Source organism: Myxococcus sp. AM011 (assembly GCF_013372595.1).
GTDB classification, from domain to species: domain Bacteria; phylum Myxococcota; class Myxococcia; order Myxococcales; family Myxococcaceae; genus Myxococcus; species Myxococcus eversor.
On the sequence record NZ_JABXEM010000021.1, the window covers coordinates 15,090 to 29,578 of the forward strand.

The window sequence follows — 14,489 nt, forward strand, 5'->3', positions numbered from 1 at the left end:
GAGAACCACGAGCCCACCGACGGATTTTCCATGATTCCAGGGGTTTGCAGGGTGTGGGCAAGGACATGACAGGCCGCGCCGACGCCGCGACTCAGAGGCCATTGATGCAGCCGCAATCCGACTGGCGCCCGCACGCGCTCGATGGCGCCCTCCTCTGGTTCCACCCGAAGACGGGCACGAACCTGCGCGTCGATGCGCCTTCCACACGCCACCTGCGGCGAAGGGCGCCCCGGCTGGTGCTCTTCGGCATCACCAACGCGTGCAACCTCGCGTGCACCTTCTGCTCGAGGGAGCAGGAAGCGCGGAGCGAGTGGACGGTGGACTCGGCGTTCGACGTACTGGCGGGGCTGGCCCGCGCGGGCACGTTGGAGGTCGCCTTCGGTGGCGGCGAGCCCCTGGCATTTCGCGGGTTCGACGAACTGGTGCGGCGGCTGTCGGAGGAGACGTCGCTCGCGCTCCACTTCACCACCAACGGGACGCTGCTCTCCGACGAGCGACTCGCGAGGCTCGCGCCCCACCTGGGCGAGGTCCGGGTGTCGCTCTACGAGGACAACGACTGGGAGGCCTGCGTCGAGCGGCTCGCCCGCGCGGGACAGACGTTCGGGGTGAACATCCTGGCCACTCCGGAGCGGCTGCCCTTGCTTCCGGAACAGCTCCGCACGCTCCACGCGCTGGGCTGTCGCGACGCCGCACTCCTGCGCTACGTGGGCAACGACTCGAAGCTCCGACTGAGCGCCTCGGAGGAGGCGCGACTCACGGAGGTACTCGCGGAGAGTCCGCTGCGCACGCGGCTGTCGGTCTGCTTCGGGGACACGCTGACGGAGGTCCCCCGGCTCTTCGGCGGTGACTGTGGCGCGGGGCTCGACTTCATCACCCTGACGTCGGACCGGCGGTTGAAGGCCTGCTCGTTCCAGGGAGGAGGGTTGCCCATCCGCTCGGCGGAGGACGTGCTCGCGGGCTGGAACGGACGGCGGGACGTGTTGTCCGCGCCGTCGCCCCTGGCGGGCTGCGCACGCGCGGGGACGCCCCAGGAGGAGGCGCTGGCCGACGGTGTTCGCGTGTGGCGGGGCTTCTCCGGAAACAACAGCGGCGACTGCGTGCTCGTGGGTCGCTTCGAGACCACGGACGAGACCACCGCGTACCTCGACACGCTCCTGCCGGACTGGAAGTCAGGGCGCGCCTATCCCGAGCGGTGGAAGGAGCTGCTCGCGGCGGAAGGCATCCCCGTGGGCGAGGAGGAACGTGCGCCGGAGATGATGACTGCCCTGGGCCGCGTGGTGATGCTGTACACGGACATGACGCTGGGGGACGACTTCCCCGCGCTGCGGACCCTCCTGTGGAAGCGCAAGGGGAGCATGATCCACGCGGAGATTCACGGCCACGGCCAGCTCGCGCTGGCGACCGTGTTCGGCGTGAAGGACGCCGCTTCCCTCGGTGCACTGGAGCGTGTGATGGAGAAGGAGCAGCTCGGCACCTTCTTCCGCCACGCGAACCAGCTCCACGGGCTCGTCGACTTCTGGGGCGTCCCTTCCCTCGACACCAAGGTGGCGAAGCTGAAGGCACTTGCCCAGGAGCACGACGCGGCGGTGGCGGTGGAGCTGGTGGATGTTCCCAAGAACGTTCGCCTCGAACAACGCCTCGCCTCGCGCGCACCTCACACGGGACGGCTGCGCCTGTGGGCCCTGTTCAAGTCAGCGGAGGCGGCGGCCCGGTATGCGAAGGACTTGAGCGGCGACGTCACGGTGGCGGGCCCGCACGTCCTGCTGGAGGAGGACCACTTCGGACCTCGCCTCGGCTACCTCGCCCAGCGACAGGGCGGCACCGCGCTCATGCTCACCAGCAAGCGCGTCGTCGTGCTGGGCCACTTCACCCAGCCCACGCGCGGTCCCCCCGACGTCGTCCCGCACCTCCGTCCGTACCTGACGGCGGACGACCGCGTGGAATCGACGACCTGGAACGACACCCTCTCGGTCCAGGTCAACACCCTGGAGCCCGGACGGGTGTTGAAGGCGCTCACCGAGTTGGAGGCCGTGCTGGGCGTGCGCGCCTGGATTCGGGTGAACTCGGACAACGCGCTCGCGGAGGCCCTGCACCGCCTCCGCGAGGACGTGGACCAGGAGCTCCGTAGACGGTAGCGGCGGGCCTACCCCTGCTCCCCCCGGGGGGCTTCTCGCGCCCACGCGGACGAGCAGGCAAGCGATTCACCGTCATCGAGGGCGACCAATGGAGCCACCCCTCGCTGACACCCGAGCACCAGGCAGGAGGCGGGGTCGACGAGGACTGCCAGGATTCGCGCGACGTCGAGCCCCGTTCCACTCCGCTGGGAGCCCATTGTTCCGCCCACGCGGAGTCTTCACGTGCGCCCGCGTCAGAAATGCCGGGTAGCACTTCGCGCCGCCGCCGGCGTTTCATGAGAAACTCCGCCACAGTTCACGCGCCCCCGCCGCCTGCTCAGGGAATTCATGTCATTTCTGGACCGCATCCTCGACCCTCCGAGCTACGGCTACGAAAAGGACGGCGCGCTCTACGTGCCGACTCATCGGGAGATCGCCTCGGAGTTCTTTACGCGCCTGAACATCTTTCGCACGCGTAAGAACTGGCTGGCGCTCATCGCCTGGGTCACCACGCTGGGATTCGGAGTCCCCCTCGCGCTCTTCTTCACCCACTACTTCAGTTGGTGGCTGCTGCTGGCCGGCTTCATCTACAGCATGGTGATTCTGGGGACGCACGGCACCATCTGGTACCACCGCTACTCGACGCACCGCGCCTTCACGTTCAAGAACGCGTTCTTCCGGGAGCTGTGCCGCAACCTGGTGGTGAAGACGATTTCGGAAGAGGCGTATGTCGTCTCCCACCACGTGCACCACGCCAAGGTGGAGCAGCCGGGGGACCCCTACAACGCGAAGGCCGGCTGGCTCTACTGCTTCCTGGCGGATGTGAACCACCAGGGCATCCGCAGGGACTTGAGCGCCAAGGACTACTCGCAGCTGCGCAAGCTGGTGGAGCACACGGGCGTCCACGTGAACAGCTATGAGCAGTACCAGAAGTGGGGTTCGCTCTGTCACCCCGCCTGGACGGTGGCGCACTTCCTGGCGAACTGGGCGGTCTGGTACGGCCTGTTCTTCCTCATCGGCGGACACGGGCTGGCGCTGGCGCTCTTCGGCTGGTCCGGCGTGTGGGCCGTGGGCGTGCGGACGTTCAACTATGACGGGCACGGGGGCGGCAAGGACCGCCGCCGCGATGGCGTGGACTTCAACATGAAGGACCAGTCCATCAACCAGCTCTGGCCGGGCCTCATCACGGGCGAGTGGCACAACAACCACCACCTGTACCCGCACGGAGCCCGCGCGGGGTTCCTGCCCCACCAGTTCGACCCCGCCTGGCACTTCATCCGCGGCTGGTCCTGGCTGGGCGCCATCAGCTCGTACCGGGACTTCAAGACGGAGTTCATGGAGCAGCACTACCTGCCCTGGGCGGAGAAGCAGAAGGCCAAGGCCGCCGTCGTCGTGAGCGGATAGGCGTGAGCCGGGTGCGGGGTGGCCTCCCTGGCACCCCTGCGATACGCTGACACGCGAATGGCGACAGAGAAGGCGCTGCTGCTCATCGCGGACATCGGTGGCTACACCCGGTTCATGAAGCACCACCGGTTCAGCCTCGCGCACGCGCAGGACACCGTGGCGCAGTTGCTGGAGGCCCTCATCGACGCCTCCGGCAAGCTGAAGCTCGCGAAGCTCGAAGGGGACGCGGCGTTCTTCTACGCCGTCGGAGACGACTGCTCCGCCTTCGCCCGGCAGGTCGCCAACCTCCGCCGTGCCTTCCTCGCCCGGCGCGAGCGGCTCATCGTCGACCGCATGTGCAAGTGCGACGGGTGCATGCAGGTGGGCGCCCTGACGCTCAAGTTCGTGGCGCACTCGGGTGAGGTCGCCTTCCAGCGCGTGAAGCACCTCACCGAGCTGGCGGGTGTCGACGTCATCCTCGTGCACCGGATGCTGAAGAACGACGTCCCGGTGTCCGAGTACGTGCTGATGACCGACTCGGTGCACCAGCGGCTCGAACCGGGGCTGCGCCAGCACACGCGGGGGCTCGAGCACGAGTTCGAGGGCCTGGGCCGCACCGCGACGCACTACCTGGACCTGAACGAGAGCGGCCAGGAGCTGCCCGCGGCGCCAGGTCCCAACCTGTTGCGCAGGTGGTGGCACAAGCTGACGCAGGAAGCGCGCTCGCTCAAGTACGTGCTCGGCTTCCGCGAGGCCTGCCAGGACTTCCGCAACGTCGAGATTGTCGACGCCCACGCGCAAGCGCACCTGCCGCGTCCTCCGAACTCCTGAGCGGGACCGCCGCGCGGGAGAGGTGCCGCCGGAGCCCGCAGGCGGATGAACCGCCGGAACCCGTCCGCTGGGAACAGACGTTTCCGAGCCACCCCGCGCGCAGGTCCTTGGACAGCGACAGCAACGCCGTCATGGCGAAGTGAGTCACGAGGAACCAGCGCTCGCGTCGGATGCGGAGTCGCGCTGCCTCGGGTACCTTGCCGGACAGCGCTCGCGCGACGCGAGCAGCCTGGGGGCGACTCGTGAAGCGCTACTTCATGCCGGGAACTCGAGCCACCCTCCTGCTCGACGGCCCTCCGCGCCGGGCCAACTCCATCCAGCGACACACGCGGAGGCCCGCGGTCCGCGGGGCCGTCTCGACTTGAAGACCTCCGAAGGAGGACGCCGATGAACCAGCTCGCCTGTGGCCATGCCGCACCCCACGCGGGACAGTGGTGTGTCCACCTCCTGGATGACGACGACGCGGGCCACCACGTCCGCTTCACGGGGCAGGGCGTCCACCATGACCTGCTCTGTCAGGACTGCGCGCGGGTGGCGCTGCCCGGCCAGCAGTTCCGGAGCATCTGCGCCGACTGCCAGCACGTGCGGCTGGGACACAGCTCCGCGTTGATGGGCATCATCGGACGCCCCCAGGTGCGCACCCGGACCACGGGGCTCCACTTCGAGCACCGGGAGCAGTCACTCCCCCAGCTCGCGGGCCAGTCGCTTCGGGCCGTCACCGCGCTGGGCTCCGCGCCTGGCTCCCTGTGGCTCGCGGTGAACGCGCATGGCGAGCTGCTCCGCATCGACCTCGATGAAGGCTCGCTCACGCGGCTGGGGTCCGTGGGCGCGGAGACACTCGACCTCTCCGCCAGGCTCGCGCTGCACGTCTCGCCCTGCGGGCGCTATGCCGCGGTGGTGAACCTGCTGGGCGCCAGGGGGCTCGTGCTGGAGCTGGTCTCCGGCAAGGTGACGATGTCGCTGGACCGGGGCTCGTACCATGAGACGCGCTGCGAGTTTCCCCTGGCCTTCTTCCGCGACGGCCCCCGGACGCTCCTCGCCCACGCGACGACCTGGAATCGGCTGGACCTGTCGGACCCCGCCACGGGGGAGCTGCTGACGCGGCGAGAGCCCGGGGGGCGGGGCAAGCCCGGTGAGCCCATGCCTCGCCACGAGCGCGACTACTTCCACTGCGGCCTCACGGTGTCCCCGGACGAGGCCTGGCTCGTGGACGATGGCTGGGTCTGGCACCCGCTGGGCATCCTGACGACCTTCTCCCTGCGGCGATGGGTGCATGAGAACGTGTGGGAGTCCGAGGACGGCCCGTCCCTGAAGCACCTGCGCGAGTGCACCTACCACTGGGATGGCCCGCGCTGCTTCGTGGGCCCTCGCGCGGTCGCCTTCTGGGGTTTCGGCGGGGACGCCGACGCCTTGCTCGACGCCGCGATGATTCACGACGTGGAGACAGGGAAGCTGCTGCGCTGGTTCCCTGGACCGCGCGGCGAGTTCAGGTGCGATGGCAACCTGCTGCTCGCGAGCACGAAGGACCAGGGAACCTCCGTGTGGGATGTGGAGACGGGAGAGCAGCTCCACCAGGACCCCACCGTGGTGCCCACGGCGTGGCACCCGGTGGCGCGTCGCTTCCTGACGGTGATGCCCGAGGGCCTGCTCCGCGAGAGCAGCCTGAGCGGCGCGGACTGGTGAGCCGCGCGCGGGCCCCGGGCGCGACTCAGGTGGGGAACACCGCCAGCTCCAGCTCCCGCAGGCGCTCCGGCTCGAAGATGGAATCGAGCGCGAGGAGCTTCCCCTCCTCGCTGAATGAGGCGCCCTTCAGGCTCCAACCCTGGATGTTCCGCGCCGGGCCCCCTTCGGCTTCTTCGCAGGCGGGGTCTTCTTCGCGGCCTGGGTCTTCTTCGCGGGCTTCCTCGCAGTCGCGGCGTGGGTCTTCTTCGCGGGCTTCCTCGCCGTCGCGGTCTGGGACTTCTTCGCGGCCCGGGTCTTCTTCGCGGGCTTCGGCTCCTTCGCAGGCGCCTGCTTCACCGGAGGCAGGAGCTTCTCGTTCCAGGCCTCGAAGGCGGTCGTCCCGAAGATGTGCCCCTCCACGAGATGCTGGAGATACTTCTTGTCCGTCACCTTCACCAAGAGGTCGAAGTGATGAAGCCGCTTCCACGCGGCATCGAGGAAGGCGCCCTTGCCCTTCTCCTCGAGAGGACGAAGCTCACGCCGGGCCTTGTACAGCAGCCCGTCGCTTTCCGCGTTGTGCCGCGCGATGACGCGGGCGCGCGCCACGAAGCGCGGCGTGTGCTCGGCGTGCCACTGTTCCTCCCAGACCACGGCGGCGCCCGCATCCGCATGGAGGGGCGACTCGGCCTTTTCCGCCTTCTTCGCCAGGGCCACCCGCGCCTTCGCCACCGCCTTCGGCGCCCCCCTCACCAGATAATCGATGTCACTCGCGCGGCGCTTCGCATCCAGGAGCAGCATCAGGGCGAAGGCCCTGCCCGAACCGAAGTCCCTCGGGCCGCCACCAAAACCCGTCAGGCAGTGCATGGTGACTTCGCGTCCCACTGTCTTTCCCACCCGCACATAAAACGTATCCGTGGACACGAGGTCCTCCGCTCGAGGCTGTTGTCGGCGACGGCCCCCATCTGGCCACCAAACGTCGGCGACTCAAAGCGGCATCTCCGATGGAGATGCCATTCAGTCACATCTGTTTCGTCGCGGAGGCCGCGGCGTCCAGGCCGCGGGCCCGCGCGCACGGGAAGGCGCCTCGTGAACGCGGGCCCCTCCCCGAAGCACACGTTGGCAGTCCAGGTCAGGCACCCCACCCTCCCATGCCTTTTTTCAGGCCGGAGAGGAGAAGACATGCGGGCAAGACATGGATGGGCTCTGTTGGCACTGGGACTCGCGGGGTGCGGAGTTTCCCCTGGCACCGAAGGGATGCCGCCGGGCGCGGACGGACGCGACGTCAAGCAATGGGCCTGCCCCTCCGGGGTCGCCTCGCGCCTGAAGGTCATCACTCCCCCGGGCACGGGCCCCGTCATCATCAGTGGGCAGCTCCTTGGGACCGACCAGCTCGTCAACGCGAATGGGGTGCTCTACTTCGGCACCAACTTCTACGACGGCAGCGCCGTCCTCTGGCGCACGGATGGAACGTCATCCGGCACCACGCGGGTGAGGACGTTTCCACCCTCCATGCGCGGCCCACCCCGCCTGGGCGGACTGGTGGCCGTGGGCGACCAGGTCTTCTTCGAGCTGGATGACACCGCCACCGGAAACGAGCTGTGGGTCAGCGATGGGACGGAGCGAGGAACCCGGCTCGTCAAGGAGCTCGCGCCCGGCATGGATGGCGTCTCTCTGCAACACCTCACCTCGCTCAACGGGCTGCTCGTCTTCGTTCGCAACGTGTCACTCCCCGCACCAACGTTCATGCGTCGTGAGGTCTGGCGCTCGGATGGCACCGACGCCGGCACCTTTCGCGTGGCCGTGCTTCCGTCGGATGTCGAGGTCCGCTTCACCTCGCTGAAGGTGGGCGCGGCGCTGCACCTGTTCCTGTCGTCGGAGCCCCACGGCACCACGCTCTGGCGCACCGACGGCACCTCCGCCGGGACGTTCGCCGTCAAGAAGCTGGACGCGCGGAGCACCTACGTCCACCACGTGGCGCAGGCGGGCAACCTGGGGTTGTTCGTGCTGGACGACGGCCCCAACGACGAGGTGTGGACGACGGATGGAACCACCGCGGGGACCGTCCGGCTGGAGTCGTTCGGCCGCTCCACCAGCCTGCTCGGCGTGCTGGACTCGTCCGTCTACCTGGCCACGCAGTCCACGGATACGAAGCGACTGCATGTCGAGCGCGTGTCCTTGAGCGGCGGAGGCAAGACACGCATCACCACCCTGCCCAACCTGTACGCGAACCTGCCGGACGCGACGCCCTACTTGCAGCGGACGACGAGCTCCGGAGGAAGGCTCTACTTCTCCATGGCCATCGGCGGCAGCGGCCCCGCGCCCCGGGACGTGTCGCTGTGGGCGACGGATGGAACGACGGCCGGGACGCAGTTGCTCCATCACCCCCTGGACCTGAGCGACGACTCCAACTCGTCCCTCTTCGCCACGGGAGACGGCTCCGTCTTCTTCAGCGCGTCAAAGGATGGCCTGTTCACCGAGCCCTGGTTCACCCGAGGCACACCGGCGACCACGGGCCAGCTCGCGGACATCAACCCCGGCACCTGGGGCTCCTCGCCGGACGGCTTCGCGCGGCTGGGCTCGCGCGTCTATTTCTTCGCGAGCGACGAGACGGGCGAATATCAGCTCTGGTCCACGCCCTCGGGCATCCACTGTCCCCCGGGGGCGGCCCCCGCGAAGTAGCCGCGCACCTCCCGCCCTCACTGCCCGGGCGGAGGGAATGAGGGAGGCTGGAAGCCAGGCACGGGCAACTCCACGCGCACCGGGAGCCCGCGGGTGTCGCCCGTCTTGAGGAACTTCACCACCTGGGCCAGCAGCTCCGGGTACTTCGCGAAGACGGGGGCCCGCGTGTGGTGCGCGCCCCGGTGGACCTGGATGACGCGGCCGTTGGAGAACCAGGGCAGCAGGCCCAGCGCGTTCTCCAGGGGCGTCGAGGTGTCCCAGTCCCCGTGGAACATGAGCACCGGAATCGGGCTCGGCACCGGGAGGCGCACCTCATCACCGATATCGGGCGTCGGCCACGCCTCCTCGGAGGCCATCAGCGCATCGAAGTCGACGGCGCCCAGCAGCTCCAGGCCCGCGTCGGTCTTCAACAGATGTCGGCGCTCGGCGGACACGGCGAGACTGCTGTCAATCAGTGGCGCGATGAGCCGGACGGGTTCCTCGACGTCCTGACGCTCCGCGAGGACCTCTCGCGCCCAGTCGTCGTAACGGCGGTAGTACAGGGAGAGGACGAAGGCGGGCCAGGACGCCGCGGGCCTGAGCAATGCGCCCTGGAAGTCCTCCAGGCCGAGCACCACCGTTCGCGCCGTCCCCGTCTTCGCGTCCTGGACCGTGACTTCGACGGGCCCGGCGGCGAGGCGCTCCCGCACCGCGCGCAATGCCGCCATCACCCCACCCCGGGGCAGATAGGGCCGGAGCGCGGGGGAGCGGTCCGCGTCCCAGGCGATGCGCTGGAGGGACGCGAAGATGTGCGAAGGCATGTCATGGCTGTTGTCGAGCGGCTCGATGCCCGAGAGCAGCGCCCGCGCCACGATTTCGGGATGCAGCCGCATCACCGCCAGGCTCCACTGCGAGCCGAAGCTCTGTCCCGACAACGAAATGCGCCGATAGCCGAGCGCCTTGCTCAGCGCCTTCACGTCCTCCGCGTACTCGACGAGGTTGTAGCCGGACAGGTCCTTGTCGGGATGGGCCGCCACCGCATCCTGGGCCAGCGCCACCATCGCCTCCGCATCCGCGGCCAGTGAGCGCGGTTGCTCCAGCGGCTGCGCCCGCCGGGACACCGTCAGGATTTCCCCGCGCGGCGAGTAGCCCCGCTGGTCCACCACCACCACGTCCCCCACGGCCCGGTAGGGAAGGATTCCCTCGAGCTGGCTCTTCGCCGCGTCGTCGTGGTCCGTGAAGGCGTTGAGATACGAGCGCGCTGGCCCGCCAGGGAGGATGAACACTGGCGGAGCACCGGTGGGCTTCGCCGCGCGGATGCGAGCGAATCCGATGCCGATGACACGAGCGCGCTTCGAGGTCCGGTTCTCCGGGACATAGAAGGTGCCCAGCTCGTAACGAAGCGTCTCGCCGGACGGCGTCTTCGTCGTGCCGGTCTCCACCACCAGCGCTCCCGCCTTGCGAATCCCCACCGTATCGGTGGCGCGGGCCTGCGGGACAAGTACCAGCAACCAGATGACAGCTACAACGGAAGATGTCTTATCGAGGCGCAGGGTCATTTCCTCCGAGGGAGGGTAACCGGGCGCGAGGAGGTTTACTCCCGCCTCCGAGCGACTTCGGGCAGCAGTCCCACGGCCTTCGACGTGGCCCGGGCCTCGGCGAGCAGCCAGGCCTTGAACGCGACCACATCCCGGCGGCTCGACAGGGGCCGGGGGTGGACCAGCCAGTAGCCGAAGTCATTGGGGAGGACCTGCGCGAAGGGCTGGACCAGCCGCCCCGCCTTCAGGTCGTCGGCGGCGAGCAGCAATCGCCCGAGCGCCACGCCATCACCTTGCCGCGCGGCCTGGAGCACCAGCCCCGCGTCGTTGAACGCGAAGCCCTTCCCGGTGTCCACGCCGTCGACACCGGCCGCATCCAGCCAGCGACGCCATCCATCCTTCGGCGTGTCATGGAGGAGCCGCACCTTGCCCAGGTCCGACGGCGAGCGCAGCTTCCTGGCGAGCGCCGGACTGCACAGGGGCGCGAGCACCTCCGGCGCGAGCTGCTCGGCCTTCAGCCCCGTCCACCGTCCCAGCCCGGAGCGGATGCCCACGTCGAAGCGGTCGTCCAGGAAGTCCCACAGCTCCGACGCGCTGCTCAGGTGCAGCTCGATATCCGGATGGAGCCGACGAAAGCCCTCCAGGCGGGGAAGGAGCCAGGACGAGGCGAACGAGGGCAACACGGTGAGCCGCAGGGGCCCCTGCTCCGCCTCGTACAGCCGCGTGGTGGCTTCCGACAGGCGCTCGAACACGGGCGTCAGCTCGCGCAGGTACGCCTGTCCCTTCGCTGTCAGCGTCAGCGCGTGCCCCCGGCGTTCGAAGAGCGAGACGCCGAGCCAGTCCTCCAACTGGCGCACCTGGTGGCTGATGGCCGCCTGGGTGACGCGCAGCTCCGTGGCGGCCCGGGTGAAGCTCAGGTGTCGCGCCCCGGCCTCGAAGGCCCGCAGGGCGCCGAGCGGTGGAATGCGGCGCATGCTCGATGAGCTCCCTCTATCGAGCGCGTGAGGATAGCTCGCTGGGGGTTCGACTCGAAATGGAGTTTGTGTGGCGACTCGCGCCCCCTCACGACGACAGGGGCGCGTGGGGGCTTTCGTCATGATTCCCGCTGAAGTGTGGGTGATGTTCCTGGGCTACACCGTGCCGATGGTCTTCAGTCCCGGACCCGGCAACACGGTGCTCGCCACCGCGGGCGGACGCTTCGGCATCCGGGGCTCGCTGCCGTTCTGGACGGGCTTCGAGGTGGCCAACGTCGCCCTCTGCCTGCTCTACGGACTGGGGCTGGGGCGCGCGCTGCAAGGGGTTCCCCCGCTGCACGGCATCCTGCGCTGGTGCAGCGTCGTGTACCTGCTCTACCTCGCGTGGGGCTTCTTCCGCGCATCCAGCACACCCGCCGGAGCGGAGAAGGAACCGGAGCGCCTCGGCTTCGTCGAGGGCCTCTTCACCGTGGCCCTCAACCCCAAGATTCACTCGATGATTCTCGTGATGTTCTCCCAGTTCCTGAACCCGGAGGGTGGCATGCTCTCGCAGGCCGCGCAGCTCACCGCCGCCTTCCTCGTCGTCTGCGTGGCGTGTCACTTCCCATGGATCTACGGAGGCAAGCTCATCCTGGGGCGCTTCCGCTCCGCACGAGCCCTGCGCATCCAGGGCTGGACGTTCGGCGCCTGCATGGTCGCCGTCGCCGCCTACGTGGCCGTCGCCTGAAGCACGTTATTCAAGCATCTCCGTTTATTCTCGGATAAATCCGTATCAGTGGCGAAACACGCCACCCAGACATCCGTGACTGGAGATGTTCATGCTCACTCGAAGAACCGGAATGCTCCGGTTGGTGTTGTTGACGTTTTCCTCCGTGGCCGTGCTGGGCTCGACGCCTGGCTGGGCCCAGACGGTGTTGGACCTGTCGCCCGCGAATCGGCGGGCGCCCATCACCGGACTGCCGGACTGGTCCAAGGCGGGCTACCGGGGCGGACAGGAGCTGCCAGGTGAGTCGGACATCAATCCGGATTCGGCGTGCCGGGTGACACCGGCCGAGCTGGCGACGAACCACGGCGTGATTCCGAATGATGGCGTGGACGACACGGCCGGCCTCCAGGCCGCCATCGATTACCTGCGCACGACGTGCTCACCTGGCGCGTCCTTCACGAAGCTCTCCCTGCTCTCGCTGCCCGCGGGCCAGCTCGACGTCTCCCGTCAGCTCGCGGTGGACGCCAACTACGTCATCATCCGGGGTGCGAGCTCCTCTCCGGTGACGGGCACGAAGCTGGTGTTCCGTCCCGATGTGAACACCCGCTACGACACGCTGACGTCGGACGGGGGCGACTGGGACGAGGACGCCATGACCTACGGCGAGGGCAAGGGCGGCTGGCTGTGGCCCGGACGGGGCCTGTTCCGGGTGCAGTCGCGCCAGGTCCACACGGCGTACGACGACGACCATGAGACGGCCCCCGCCAACCGCGCCGACATCTTCGAGGGCACCGCGAATGTCCATTGGAAGGTCGGGGTGAAGCTCCGCGCGAAGCCGGGCGAGACGGGCTTCGCCGCGCGCACCGGCGACACGGTGGTGTACCTGGCGGCCAACTCCTCCGCCCTGGCCGTGGGCAGGCTCGTCAACATCCGCGCCGCCAACTCGCGCGCCTTCTACGCGGAGCAGCAGGCGCTGCCCACCGAGCACGCGCTGTCCAACCTGCACATGCGTCAGCAGCTCTTCCGCATCGTCGCCGTGGACTCGGGCAACAAGACGCTCACCCTGGACAAGCCGCTGGAATACGACGTGCCGGTGACGTCGACCTCGGACGGCTCATCCGCCATCGACGGCACGGTGTACGACTCCAAGGCGGCTCCGCTCGTCGACCCCATCGTCGGCGTCGGCATCGAGAACCTGTACTTCACGCAAGAGGTGCCGGGGGTGAGCGCATCGGCCGCGCTCCATAACTACGGCAACCTGGCGCCCGCGTACGAGATGCACGGCATCGTCTTCAAGTGGGCCGCGGACTCGTGGGTGCGAGGCATCCGCGCGGAGATGACGGGCTCGCATCCCATCGTCACGGAGGAGGCGAAGAACCTCCAGATTGTCGACAACGTGTTCGACGGAGCGTGGAACAAGGGCAAGGGCGGCAACGGCTACTTCCGAGGCTCCCGCGTCTGGGATTCCCTCTACGCCGGCAACACGTCGCGCAACCTGCGGCACTTCACCTTCCAGTGGTCCGCGTCCAACAACGTCGTCATCGGCAACGACTTCGACTCCGACCTCAACCTGCACGGCGGCTGGGAGCGCAGGAACCTCTTCGAGCGCAACGTCAGCGCCGTTCCGTACGCGCACCGCTCCGGCAACTGCAACGCCCACTGCGGCGAGGAAGGCGGCGGCGGCCCGGATGACTCGAACTGGTATCCCATCTGGTGGGGCGCGGGGAAGAAGGCGGTGAAGTGGTCCGGTGCCACGGGGCCGCAGAACGTCTTCTTCAACAACGTCCTGCGCAAGCAGGTGGGTACGGACACGGCGCCCTACGCCGACTTCTATTCGGAGCCCTCGCGCGTCTACCAGTTCGGCTGGTCCGGCTCGGCGTACAAGCACCTGGACATCAGCGGGACGCCCATCTCCGACTGGGCGCATGCGGAGACGCTCGACTACTCCGGAGGCCATGGCGTGGACACCACGCGGACGGACACGGCGCCGTCGCTGTTCCTCATCAGCGTCGGTGCTCCGCCGCCTCCCGACACCACTCCGCCGAGCGCCCCCTCCAATCTCCGCGTGACGGCGGTGACGTCCACCAGCGTCACCCTGGCCTGGGACGCGGCCACGGACAACCGGGGCGTCACCGGCTACTCCGCCTGGCTCGGCGGCAACGTGACCGCCACCACGACGGGCCTGGGTGTGACGCTGCTCGGCCTGAGCCCGGCCACGGCGTACTCATTCACCGTCACCGCGCGGGATGCGGCGGGCAACGTGTCGGTGCCGAGCGCGGCGGTCATCGCGACCACGGCCCCGGCGGCGGCCTCTGGACTCGTCGCCCACTTCGCCATGAGCTCTGTCTGGGCCAATGGCTACACGGGCCGGTACACGGTGGAGAACCTGGGCACGACGAACGTCAGCGGGTGGCAGCTGGAGTTCGATTTGCCGGCCGGCACGACGGCGCAGAACCCGTTCTCCTCCACGATGACGCGCAACGGGAACCACTACACGTTCCTTCCCGTCAGCCACAACACCGTCATCAAGGCGGGCGCGAGCAAGGAGTTCGGCTTCACCACCACCGGGCTGGGGCAGCCCTTCAACTGCACCTTGAACGGCAACCCCTGCGAGTGAGACGGA

The 14,489-nt window shown here is 68.5% G+C and carries 10 protein-coding genes; 7 read left to right on the plus strand and 3 right to left on the minus strand.

Features of this window, described 5'->3' with window-relative positions:
* The first annotated feature begins 104 nt into the window (after positions 1-104).
* From HUW62_RS06605 to HUW62_RS06620, 4 genes are all read left to right on the plus strand, one after another.
* Positions 105-2,135 carry a radical SAM protein gene (locus tag HUW62_RS06605; RefSeq protein ID WP_176433900.1) on the plus strand — a complete coding sequence of 677 codons (2,031 nt, stop codon included), beginning with the start codon at positions 105-107 and terminating at the stop codon, positions 2,133-2,135.
* A 327-nt stretch (positions 2,136-2,462) separates the two neighbouring features.
* Positions 2,463-3,518 carry a fatty acid desaturase gene (locus HUW62_RS06610; RefSeq protein ID WP_163868838.1) on the plus strand — a complete coding sequence of 352 codons (1,056 nt, stop codon included), beginning with the start codon at positions 2,463-2,465 and terminating at the stop codon, positions 3,516-3,518.
* A gap of 57 nt (positions 3,519-3,575) precedes the next feature.
* Positions 3,576-4,328, plus strand: coding sequence for a DUF2652 domain-containing protein (locus tag HUW62_RS06615; RefSeq protein WP_176433901.1), 753 nt, complete (start codon positions 3,576-3,578; stop codon positions 4,326-4,328).
* A 387-nt stretch (positions 4,329-4,715) separates the two neighbouring features.
* On the plus strand, positions 4,716-6,011 hold the full coding sequence (locus HUW62_RS06620; protein WP_176433902.1) for a hypothetical protein: 1,296 nt from the start codon (positions 4,716-4,718) through the stop codon (positions 6,009-6,011).
* A gap of 126 nt (positions 6,012-6,137) precedes the next feature.
* Here the strand turns inward: HUW62_RS06620 and HUW62_RS06625 are convergent, their stop codons facing one another.
* On the minus strand, positions 6,138-6,911 hold the full coding sequence (locus tag HUW62_RS06625) for a hypothetical protein (RefSeq protein ID WP_176433903.1): 774 nt from the start codon (positions 6,909-6,911) through the stop codon (positions 6,138-6,140).
* Positions 6,912-7,196: 285 nt separating this feature from the next.
* Here HUW62_RS06625 and HUW62_RS06630 point away from each other — a divergent pair, with 285 nt between their 5' ends.
* Positions 7,197-8,669 (plus strand): hypothetical protein, encoded by a 1,473-nt coding sequence (locus HUW62_RS06630; RefSeq protein WP_255203280.1) that lies wholly within the window; start codon positions 7,197-7,199, stop codon positions 8,667-8,669.
* Positions 8,670-8,686: 17 nt separating this feature from the next.
* Here HUW62_RS06630 and HUW62_RS06635 read toward each other — a convergent pair whose 3' ends face one another.
* Complete coding sequence (locus HUW62_RS06635) at positions 8,687-10,159, minus strand: alpha/beta hydrolase (RefSeq protein ID WP_255203281.1); 1,473 nt, start codon at positions 10,157-10,159, stop codon at positions 8,687-8,689.
* A gap of 83 nt (positions 10,160-10,242) precedes the next feature.
* Entirely contained in the window at positions 10,243-11,160 is a 918-nt protein-coding gene (gene gcvA, locus HUW62_RS06640) for a transcriptional regulator GcvA (RefSeq protein WP_176433906.1), read from the minus strand.
* A gap of 121 nt (positions 11,161-11,281) precedes the next feature.
* On the opposite strand from gcvA, the gene HUW62_RS06645 reads away from it, so the two are divergent.
* On the plus strand, positions 11,282-11,887 hold the full coding sequence (locus tag HUW62_RS06645) for a LysE family translocator (RefSeq protein ID WP_176433907.1): 606 nt from the start codon (positions 11,282-11,284) through the stop codon (positions 11,885-11,887).
* 91 nt (positions 11,888-11,978) lie between these two features.
* Positions 11,979-14,483, plus strand: a complete 2,505-nt coding sequence (locus HUW62_RS06650; RefSeq protein ID WP_217911165.1) for a cellulose binding domain-containing protein — start codon at positions 11,979-11,981, stop codon at positions 14,481-14,483.
* Positions 14,484-14,489 lie beyond the last annotated feature (6 nt).

Bases quoted from the DNA above. Each gene is read 5' to 3' on its own strand.
- HUW62_RS06605 (WP_176433900.1), top strand. From the start codon at position 105: ATGCAGCCGCAATCCGACTGGCGCCCGCACGCGCTCGATGGCGCCCTC.
- HUW62_RS06610 (WP_163868838.1), top strand. From the start codon at position 2,463: ATGTCATTTCTGGACCGCATCCTCGACCCTCCGAGCTACGGCTACGAA.
- HUW62_RS06615 (WP_176433901.1), top strand. From the start codon at position 3,576: ATGGCGACAGAGAAGGCGCTGCTGCTCATCGCGGACATCGGTGGCTAC.
- HUW62_RS06620 (WP_176433902.1), top strand. From the start codon at position 4,716: ATGAACCAGCTCGCCTGTGGCCATGCCGCACCCCACGCGGGACAGTGG.
- gcvA (WP_176433906.1), bottom strand. From the start codon at position 11,160: ATGCGCCGCATTCCACCGCTCGGCGCCCTGCGGGCCTTCGAGGCCGGG.
- HUW62_RS06645 (WP_176433907.1), top strand. From the start codon at position 11,282: ATGATTCCCGCTGAAGTGTGGGTGATGTTCCTGGGCTACACCGTGCCG.
- HUW62_RS06650 (WP_217911165.1), top strand. From the start codon at position 11,979: ATGCTCACTCGAAGAACCGGAATGCTCCGGTTGGTGTTGTTGACGTTT.